Origin of the sequence: Neoroseomonas rubea, assembly GCF_016106015.1 — a bacterium.
Taxonomy (GTDB): domain Bacteria; phylum Pseudomonadota; class Alphaproteobacteria; order Acetobacterales; family Acetobacteraceae; genus Neoroseomonas; species Neoroseomonas rubea.
The window spans coordinates 1-2150 of sequence record NZ_JACADQ010000493.1 but is presented as its reverse complement, the minus strand read 5'-3'; the positions used below and the strand labels follow the sequence as shown (position 1 = coordinate 2150).

General features: G+C 71.5%; 2 protein-coding genes. Both read left to right on the top strand.

Translation table 11 applies throughout. The features are described from left to right. The coding region (locus HW577_RS24075) for a 4-alpha-glucanotransferase (RefSeq protein WP_198378632.1) at positions 1–277 on the top strand (277 nt) is incomplete at its 5' end. 426 nt (positions 278–703) lie between these two features. Continuing rightward, positions 704–1777: a family 8 glycosyl hydrolase gene (locus HW577_RS24070; protein ID WP_198378631.1), complete on the top strand. Its 1074-nt coding sequence runs from the start codon at positions 704–706 to the stop codon at positions 1775–1777. Positions 1778–2150 lie beyond the last annotated feature (373 nt).

The window sequence follows — 2150 nt, the reverse complement described above, 5'->3', positions numbered from 1 at the left end:
GCGGGCGACGCTCGCCGCCCTGGTCGGCGTGGCGGACGGGCCCTACACGCCGGGGGTCGCCGCCGCGTTGCATGGCCGCGTCGCCGCCGCGCCCGCCGCCCTGCTGCTTGTGCAGGCCGAGGACCTCGCCGGCGAGACGATCGGGGTGAACCTGCCCGGAACGGATCGCGAGCGGCCGAACTGGCGCCGTCGGCTTCCGGTCGGGGCCGCGGGCCTGATGCAGGGTGCGGCGGCGCGGGCGATCCTGCATGCGCTGGTCGACCGCGGCGCGCTATAAGCGCTTGCCGAAAGCGTGATCGCTGCGCCGTTCGCTGTCGCGGCAATGTGACGTGTCATGCTTTGTCGCGTTATTCAATCATAGGTTGGGTATTTCTCGCGTATTTGTTGAAGAATCGCGCGTGAAGTCGTTCACATTGTTGTGATTTGTCAGGAATGGGTGTCAGGTGCGGGTGGCCGAATCGATGCATGTTCGCGAGAATCGGCGCGAATCCTGTCCGGGGGGGACAAGGAAATGCGAGCGCGCCGGCGGGATCTGCCCGCCAACGCCGTCGTCCTGCCATGCCGTCGGCCGCGGCCCTGCCGGGCGAGCCAGCGGTATTGGCCGATTGGTAACCGATTTGGGCGAGCCTCCGGCGATCTGGTTCCGGAGGTCACAGGTGTCTCGACCGCGACGGCCCGCCCAGCCCCTCGCGGCAGGGCGCGCATGAAGACCGTTCTCGCCGCCGCGACGGGCCGCCGTACGCTCGGCGCGCTGAGCATTTCCATGCTCGGCGCCGCGCCGACCGAATCGAGCGAGCATCTGATCGCCACGGAATGGCGCGCCTTCACGCAGCGATTCCTCACGCCGGAAGGCCGTATCGTCGACACCGGGAATGGCGGCATCTCGCACAGCGAAGGCCAGGGCTGGGGGCTGATGTTCGCCGCCGCCTTCAACGACCGGGCGGCCTTCGACCGGATCCTCTCCTGGACGACCACGGTGCTGAAGCGGACAGGCGACAGCCTGCACGCCTGGCGCTTCCGCCCCGGGGCGACGCAGCCCGTGGATGACCCGAACAACGCGACGGACGGGGACCTCTACATCGCGTGGGGCCTGCTGATGGCCTATGAGCGGTGGCGCCACGCCCCGCACCGCATGCGCGCCACCGCGATCGCCCGGGACATGCTGCGCATCACGCTGCGCCGGCCGCAGGGAAAGGTGGCGCTGCTGCCCGGCGCGGTGGGCTTCGAGCGGCAGGAAGGCCTGATCCTCAATCCGTCCTACATCGCCCTGCCTGCCTATGCGGCGCTGCATCGCGCCATGCCCGGCGATGGCTGGTTGACGCTGATGCGCGACGGGTCGGACGTGCTGCGCGGTGGCCGCTTCGGCGCCTGGGGGCTGAGCCCGGACTGGCTGTTGGTGCCACGCGCGGCCGGCGCGCCTTTCGGCATGCCGGAAGGCTGGCCGAAGCGCTTCTCCTTCGATGCCGTGCGCGTGCCGCTGATGCTCGCCTGGGCGGGGGAGACGATGCACCCGGCGCTGCGCGGCCCGCACGCCTTCTGGTCCGACCAGCGCTGGCAGCAGCCGCCCGCCTGGGTCGACCTAGAGACCGGCGCGACCGCCGAATTCGCCATCACGCCGGGGATGCGCGCCGTCGCCGCCTTCACCGCGTCGCGCATCGCGGGCGCGGCCGCACCGGTCCGACTGCCGGCCGTGGCCGACTCCGCAGACTACTACTCGGCCGCGCTCGTCATGCTGACCCGCCTGGCCTGCGCCGCGACGGGCACCCGCATCGCGTGACCAGCCGACGGCCCGACAACAGGTCGGGCCGGCGCCGACAAAAAGGAGAGTGCCGCATGACCCACGAGGCCACCGCCTTCGGAAGCGCCTGATGGAGACGCAGGATCCCGACATCACCGCGCTGGCCGCAAGGCTCGGCATGCGCGGAATGCGCTACCGCTCCTTCGGCAATCCGCCCTATCGCGGCGAAGTGCGGCGTGCTTGCGCGGAACCGACCGCAGCGCCAGCGCCGGTCACGGCGTCCCAACCAACCCAGCCCGCGCCGCAGCCACCTGCGCCAAACGCGGCTTGGCCCGCCGCTGCGCCACCGCCGGCACCGCCCCTGGCGTGGCCTGCCGCCGGGCCGTCACCGGCAGCGTCGACCGCCTGGCCC

Excerpts from the sequence above, each read along its gene's own strand:
- HW577_RS24070 (WP_198378631.1), top strand. The coding sequence starts at position 704 with ATGAAGACCGTTCTCGCCGCCGCGACGGGCCGCCGTACGCTCGGCGCG.